The sequence below is a fragment of the Burkholderia sp. Bp9140 genome (genome assembly GCF_003853425.1).
Taxonomy (GTDB): Bacteria; Pseudomonadota; Gammaproteobacteria; order Burkholderiales; family Burkholderiaceae; genus Burkholderia.
On sequence record NZ_QTPQ01000052.1, the window covers coordinates 44,402 to 51,850 of the forward strand.

Annotated in this window: 5 protein-coding genes; all 5 read left to right on the top strand. The window is 70.6% G+C overall.

From position 1 onward, the window contains the following. Position 1: 1 nt before the first annotated feature. The 5 genes from DIE21_RS32615 (at position 2) to DIE21_RS32635 (ending at position 7,033) form a co-directional block, all read left to right on the top strand. Entirely contained in the window at positions 2–994 is a 993-nt protein-coding gene (locus tag DIE21_RS32615) for an alpha/beta fold hydrolase (protein WP_124501539.1), read from the top strand. Positions 995–1,685: 691 nt separating this feature from the next. Beyond that, a complete protein-coding gene (locus tag DIE21_RS32620) occupies positions 1,686–3,413 on the top strand; it encodes a methanol/ethanol family PQQ-dependent dehydrogenase (protein WP_124501540.1) in 1,728 nt (575 codons plus the stop codon). Positions 3,414–3,490: 77 nt separating this feature from the next. Beyond that, positions 3,491–4,750 carry a c-type cytochrome gene (locus tag DIE21_RS32625; RefSeq protein WP_124501541.1) on the top strand — a complete coding sequence of 420 codons (1,260 nt, stop codon included), beginning with the start codon at positions 3,491–3,493 and terminating at the stop codon, positions 4,748–4,750. A 74-nt stretch (positions 4,751–4,824) separates the two neighbouring features. Then, positions 4,825–5,139 carry a high-potential iron-sulfur protein gene (locus DIE21_RS32630; RefSeq protein WP_124501542.1) on the top strand — a complete coding sequence of 105 codons (315 nt, stop codon included), beginning with the start codon at positions 4,825–4,827 and terminating at the stop codon, positions 5,137–5,139. Then, positions 5,123–7,033, top strand: a complete 1,911-nt coding sequence (locus DIE21_RS32635) for a sigma-70 family RNA polymerase sigma factor (RefSeq protein ID WP_409364665.1) — start codon at positions 5,123–5,125, stop codon at positions 7,031–7,033. Before DIE21_RS32630 ends, DIE21_RS32635 begins: the two co-directional genes overlap by 17 nt. Positions 7,034–7,449: the final 416 nt, after the last annotated feature.

The window sequence follows — 7,449 nt, forward strand, 5'->3', positions numbered from 1 at the left end:
CATGACGCACCGACTGCTCCGCTCCGCTTCCGGCTCCCGGCCTGCCCTGTCCCGCGACGCATGCCGGATCGCGTGGACGGATGCCGGCAATCCGCTCGGCCAGCCCGTCGTCGTACTGCACGGCGGGCCCGGCAGCGGCAGCCGGCCGGCGGTGCTGCGCCTGTTCGACCTGACGCGCGTGCGCGTCGTGCTGGTCGACCAGCGCGGTGCGGGCGCGTCGACGCCGCGCGGCGGCCTGCGTCACAACAACACGATGCGGCTGATCGGTGACCTCGAGGCATTGCGCATCCGTCTGGGCATCACACGCTGGGCGGTCGTCGGCGGGTCATGGGGCGCGGCGCTCGCGCTCGCGTATGCGGGACACCATCCGTCGCACGTGACCGGCGTCGTGCTGCGCGGGTTGTTCCTCACATCGTCGCGCGAAGTGCGCGGCCTCTTCGTCGGCGCGCGCGCGCGGGCACCGCGGGCATGGCAGCGCCTCACAGCCGCCGCCGGCACCGCGCGTGCCGATCGCCTGATCGCCTGCTGCGCGCGGCGTCTCCAGCCGGGGGCCGGCGCGGCGCGGCAACGTGCGGTCGCGCTGGCCTGGAATGCGTATGAAGACGCGATCCTGACGGGGCGGCCGGCACGTGGCGCTCGGCCGACCCAACCCGCCGTCGACCGGCTGATCGACAAATACCGGATCCAGGCGCATTACCTGCAACACGCGTGCTGGCTCGGCGAGCGCCGGCTGCTCGCGCTGGCCCGACAGGCCGCGCAGGCCCGCGTGCCGCTGCATGCCGTGCACGGCACGCGTGATCGCGTGTGCCCGGTCGACAACGTCGGCCGTCTCGCGCGCGCGGTGCCGGCCGCCACCGTCGAACGCGTGCGAGCCGGGCATCTCGCGAGCGACGATGCGCTCGCGCATGGCGTCGCTCGCGCGCTGCGCGAAATGCTGGCCGTCAGCGCGGACGCGCCACCCGCTGCCGGGTCGCCCGCTCCGTCCCACGCATAGCGCGCGCCGACCCACGCGCCGCGCGTCGCGCCCAGTCCGACGAACTTCGCGTCGACGGGATTGCGCCCGTCGAACGAATGATTCGGACCGTCGAACAAGTTCCGGCCGAGCATCCCGACGCTCGCGTAGCGCCTGTCGAGCAGGTGGGCCGAGCGACGCGACAGCTTGCCGTTCGTGCCACCCCTGTCGAACCTGTGCCAATTTGGGTCACCGGCACGGTATCCCTCCCGGCGCGCGTGCGCTCGTCGCCCGGAACGATCGCGTTTCCGGGGTGCACACCGTGCACGCCACATGCGTCGATCGCACCGGGCCGCGCGAGATCGGCCCGCTTCGTCGAAGGCGACCGCATTCCCGCGGTCGCACGTCGACGCGTTCGCGCATGCACGCACGGCAGGCCGCCGCAATTCGCCATGCGCCGCGCAGACGATGCGCCTGAGCGCGCACCGCACTGTCATGTTTCGCAACACTCCGCCCGCGGCTGTCCCCGAACGCAACACACGCGGGTCACCCGCACCGCGTCGCGCGCATCGCCGCCTCGCGCGCAATCGACCGCTCTGTCTTGCGCGGCAAGGCTCTCGCCGCAGTGGCATGCGATTTGCGTGACTGGTTGCGCACTGGACCCGGATCCCCACCCCTGCCGGCCCGGCCATGTGTTGGCCGCGGTGCGACCACAATGACTCAGGAGACAACCATGAAAAAACTCTCGGCTTCGACGAGCCGACTGGCAACGATCGGAATCGCAGCAGCAGCCGCCATCGCCTTGAATCCCGGCCTCGTGGACGCCGCCGCGGATTATCCGGCCGTCACGTACCAGCGGCTCACCGATGCGCAACGCGATCCGGGCTGGCTCACCTACTACCGCACGTACAACGGCCAGGCGCATTCGCCGCTCAAGCAGATCGACGCGTCGAACGTGAAGCAGCTCACGCAGGCGTGGAGCTACAAGTTTCCGGCCGAGCTGAAGCAGGGCTTCGAAGCCACGCCGATCGTCAACGGCCGCTACCTGTTCGTGACCACGCCGAAGGACAACGTGTACGCGTTCGATGCGGCCACCGGCGCGCAACTGTGGAAATACGAGCCGAAGCTCGGCGCGGAGTCGTTCAAGACGGCGTGCTGCGACGTCGTGAACCGCGGCGTCGCGCTGTACGGCAAGAACGTGTATGTCGCGATGCTGAGCGGCGAAGTGGCCGCGCTCGATGCACAGACCGGCGCACTCGTGTGGAAGAAGCGAATGTTCGAGCCGGGGCTCGGCTACTCGTTCTCGCTCGCGCCGCTCGCGCTCGACGGCGCGCTCGTGGTCGGCAGCTCGGGCGGCGAATACGGCGCGCGCGGCTTCATCGCCGCGCTCAGCCCGAACGACGGCTCGCTGCTGTGGAAGCGCTACACGATCCCGGGCCAGGGCGAGAAGCACGCCGATACCTGGCCCGACGGGATGCAGGCGCACGGCGGCGCACCGGCCTGGCTGACCGGCACCTACGACGCGGCGACGCGCACGCTGTACTGGGGTGTCGGCAACCCGGGGCCGTGGCTCGCGGACCTGCGCCCCGGCGACAACCTGTACTCCGATTCGCTGCTCGCGCTGGACCCGAAGAACGGCGACCTCAAGTGGCACTACCAGTACACGAAGCACGACACGTGGGACTATGACGGCGTCAACACGCCGGTGCTCGCGACGATCAAGTACAAGGGCAAGGAGCACGACGCGATCATCCACGCGGACCGCAACGGCTATTTCCACGCGATCGACCGCGACAGCGGCAAGCTGATCTATGCCGAGCCGTTCGTGAAGGCGACATCGGTCACCGGCTACACGGAAGACGGCGCGCCGATCCAGGATCCCGCGAAGTATCCGAAGGTCGGCACGACCATCGACACGTGCCCGAGCTTCCTCGGCGGCAAGAACTGGTGGTCGGTGTCGTACGACCCCGAACGCCATCTCGCGATCGTGCCGGCGCTGCATGCGTGCATGAGCCTGTCGGGCAAGTCGGTCAACTACATGGAAGGGCTGCCGTATCTCGGCGAAGGCTTCGAGATCAAGCCCGAGCCGGGCAGCGAAGGCTACGGCGAGCTCCAGGCGATCGACGTCAACACCGGCAAGAAGGTGTGGAGCCACTGGAGCAAGCTGCCGTGGAACGGCGGTGTCGCGACGACCGCGAGCGGCCTCGCGTTCAGCGGCTCGCTCGACGGCCACCTGTACGCGTTCGACGTCACCAGCGGCAAGGTGCTGTGGGAGAGCCCGAAGCTCGCGAGCGGGATCATCGCGCAGCCGTCGGTGTTCGAAGTCGACGGCAAGGAGTACGTAGCAGTACTCGCCGGCTACGGCGGTGCGAACCCGATCTGGGGCGGCCCGATGGCCAAGGCGGCTGACGACGTGCCGCGCGGCGGCACGCTGTACGTGTTCGCCCTCGATCGCGGCTGACCGTCTTCCGGCCACCCGCAGTGTGCCCGCGCCGCCGGCGCGGGTGCCTTCCCCCCTTCCCATCCGGGCGTACGATCATGAACATTCGACTCTCCCGCCTCGCCGTGGCCTGTGCGCTCGCGGCAGGCACGGCGCTGACACCGGCGCTCTCCACGGCCGCGACGCCGGTGCGCGTCTGCTCGCTGCCCGGTACGCCGACGGCCTCGCTCGACAAGGCCGTCGCACGCGAGGCGTTCCGCACGGCCGGCATCGCCGCGACGTTCGCCGCGCATGACGCCGGCGGCAGCGACGACGACGGCGTGTCCGCGCACGAACTCGCCGGCATCCTCGAACGCGATTGCGACGTGCTCGCCGGCTTTCCGCGCTCGGCCATCGCCGACGCATCCGAAACGAAGCTGCTGTTCTCGCAGGGCTACCTGCGCTCGGGCTACGTGAGCGTCACGCGCCGCGATGCCGGCGCAGCGGCCACCGACCGCGAGATCGTCGCGGCCACCTATGCGAGCCCCGCGCAGCTGATCGCGGTCCAGCAGAAGAACGCGCGCTTCGATCTCGAGAACACGTCCGAGCAAACGGTCGCCGCCGTGGCGAGCGGCCGCGCGCATCGCGCGATCGTCTGGTACCCGGCGGTCGTCGCGTATCAGGCCGCGCATCCGAAGCAGGCGTTCCGCATCGGCGCGACCTCGTCGCCGTATGCGGAGTGGCAGCTCACGTTCGCGTTCGCGCCGCGCTCGGCCGCGTTGCAGCAGCGTATCGACGCGGCACTCGCGCAGATGAAGAACAACGGCCGGCTCGCCGCGCTGACCCGCAAGTGGGCGCTGCCCGGCAGTGCGCTCGAGGCGCACGATTCGCGCGCGACGCCGCGCTTTCTCGACGGCGCGATGGCGGCCGCCGGACCGTCGCGCGCCGGCCTGCTGCGCGCGCGCGGCGTACCGGCCGGCGGCGGCTTCATGCGGGTCTCCGGGAGCACCGGCGATGCCGCGCCGTCATTCGATGCGGCCCAGGTCGAACATGGCAAGACGCTGTACGGCAATGCGTGCGCCAAGTGCCACGGCGCCAACCTCGAAGGCGACACCGCGCCCGCGCTGAGCGGTCCGTCGTTCGCGCCGCTGGCGCATTCGCACCTGACGATCGGCGGCGTGTTCGGCTACATGGCGACCAACATGCCCGCCGACCAGCCCGGCAAGCTGAAGGACGACGACTATGCGGACCTGATGGCGTTCCTGCTCGCATCGAACGGCTATGCCGCGAGCAAGAACAAGCTGAGCGCCGATACGGCGCGCGCATCGGCCGCGCCGCTCGTCGTCGGCCCGGCGGGACACAGGGAAGCCAGCCAGTAACCGCGCCTGCGGCCCGGATGCGCATGCCGGGCCGCACGGCGCCACGATTTCTTCTTCACCAGGAAACGACAGTGATGCACACCACGACTCGCAGAACCTTCATCGTCCGGACCATCGGACTGTGCGCGGCGCTTGCCGCGGCACGCCCCGCGCTGGCTGCCCCGCCCCTCGTCGACGAAAACGACGCCGCGGCCAAGGCGCTCGGCTATCGCGCCCGCGCGTCGAGCGTCGACGCCGCGCAATTCCCGAAATACCAGCCCGGCCAGCGCTGCTCGAACTGCCGCTTCTACAAGGGCGAGGCGGCGGATGCCGCCGGCACGTGCGCGATGTTCGCCGGCAAGTCGGTTGCCGCGGACGGCTGGTGCAACGTGTATGCCAAGCGCGCGTGACGCGTCGCGCGGCGAGATGCCGGCGCGGTCCGCACCGCGGCACGCGCCGGCGTCCGCCGCCGGCCCCGACAACGACGCACCGCAACGCGCGGCCGCCCATCTCCACGCGCTGATTTCGACCGGACTGGCACGCGGATTCGTCACGCACGGCGACATCATCGACGCGTTGCCCGACGACGATGCGAACGAAAGCGACATCGACGCGGCCGCCGCGGTGCTCGGCGAACTCGGCATCGCGGTGCGCGACAGCGCCGATGCCACGAGCGGCTGGACGCTCGAGCGCTACTTCCGGCCCGCGCCGCCCGCGCGCGCGTGGGTCGACGGCGTCGGCACGCTCGCCGCGGCCGACCTGCTCGCACCGCGCACGACCGATCCGGTCCGGTTGTACCTGCGCGAGATGGGCACGACGCCGCTCCTCACGCGCGACGAGGAATTCGCGTACGCGCAGCGAATCGAGCGCGGCCGTGCCGCGTCGGTCGCGGTACTGTGCGGCGACCCCGACGCGCTCGACGCGCTGGTCTCGATCCGCACCGAAATCGCCGCATGCCGGACCGCGGCAGCGACCTATGTGACCTTTCTCGACGACGGCCCGCGCGACGACACGCCGGCCGATCATGCGGATGCGGGCGCTTCGCCAGCCGCCACCACCGACGACCCCGCGCGTGACGACACCGAGACTGATACGCGGACGGAGGATGCGGCCTGGCGCAACGCGGTAGTGGCGCGGCTCGCACGCATCGACGCTCTCGCGGACGGCCTGCGTGCGGCGCTGGCGTCCGGCGGCAGCGCTTGCGCCGCGTATCGCACGCATGTACGCGACGCCGCGGCGCTGCTCGGCACCCTGCGCCTGTCCGCCCGCGCGCTCGAGCGAATGAACGAGCCGCTGCGCGTGCGCGCACGCCGGCATCGCGCGTTGCGCGGCCGGCTGGAGCGACTGCTGGCCGGCGTGGGCATCCCGCCCTCGTTCGCACAGGCAACCGGCGACGACCACGCCGGCTGGCTCGCGTCATGCATTGCCGCGCATCCCGCCTGCGGGCCGACGCTGACCCGGCGCGCGGCCGAGTTCGTCGATGCACGCGACGCGATCGTGCGCGGCTCCCCCGCGTCGGAACTGCCGCCCGGCGCGACCGCGTCGCTCGATGCACGGCTCGGTGCGATCGAACGCGCGATGCAGCCGGCGCGCACGGGCTTGTTCGACGCGAACCTGCGGCTCGTCGTGTCGATCGCGAAGCGCTATCCCGATCGCGGGCTGCCGTTCGCGGACCTGATCCAGGAAGGCAACATCGGCCTGTTGAAAGCCATCGAGCGCTACGACCACCGGCGCGGCTTCCGGTTCTCGACCTACGCGACCTGGTGGATCCGGCAGGCGATCACCCATGCGCTCGCCGACCTCGGCCGGACGATCCGCGTGCCGACGCATACGGTCGACGCGCTGAACAAGCTGACGCGGCTCGCGCGCGAGCATCGGCAACGCGCGGGCACGGCGGCGACGCCGGCCGAACTGGCCGTCCACATGGGCGAGCCCGTCGACAAGGTGCGCGACCTGATGGCGATCGTGAAGGAACCGGTGTCGGCCGACGTGCCGGTCTCGCCGGAAGGCGACATGACCTTCGCCGACGTCGCGCCGGACGTGTCGACGCCGTCGCCCGAAGATGCCGCCGGCGCCATGCAATTGCGCAATACGATTGCTGCCGCGATCGACCGGCTGCCGCCGCGCGAGGCGATGGTCCTCAGGCTGCGCTACGGGCTGCACACGGACGAAGGCTGCTCGCTGCGCGACATCGGCCGCCAGTTGAACCTGTCCGCCGAACGCGTGCGGCAGATCGAGGCGTCGGCGCTCGCGCGCCTGCGTGCGTCCGACGCGCTCGACGTGCTCCGGTCGTTCATCGCATAGCACGGCGTCCGGCCCGCGGCGTGCACGCCGCGCATCGTGCGCCGTGTTGACGCCTGCAACACCCGCTGCTGCATTTCGACGCAACACGCAGGCCGACAGGATCGCCGGGCGTTCGAGCGGTAATTGCTTTGCAGTGCAGATAGATTGGCGAAAGCCGCACGACAACGCGCACGTACGCCGTTCCGGCCGAATACCCGCGCGATTGGCATGCAAGTTGCGTTTCAACAGTCAGGCCACACCCTACGATTTCCATGGAGAACACCTTGACTGCCCTCGTATCGATCCTGCAGGAACGCCGAATCTTCGAACCGTCGGCCGACACGCGCGAGCGCGCGACCCTTTCCGGCATGCCGGCCTACCAGGCGCTGGCCGCCGAGGCCGAGCAGGATTACGAAGGCTTCTGGGCGCGTCTCGCG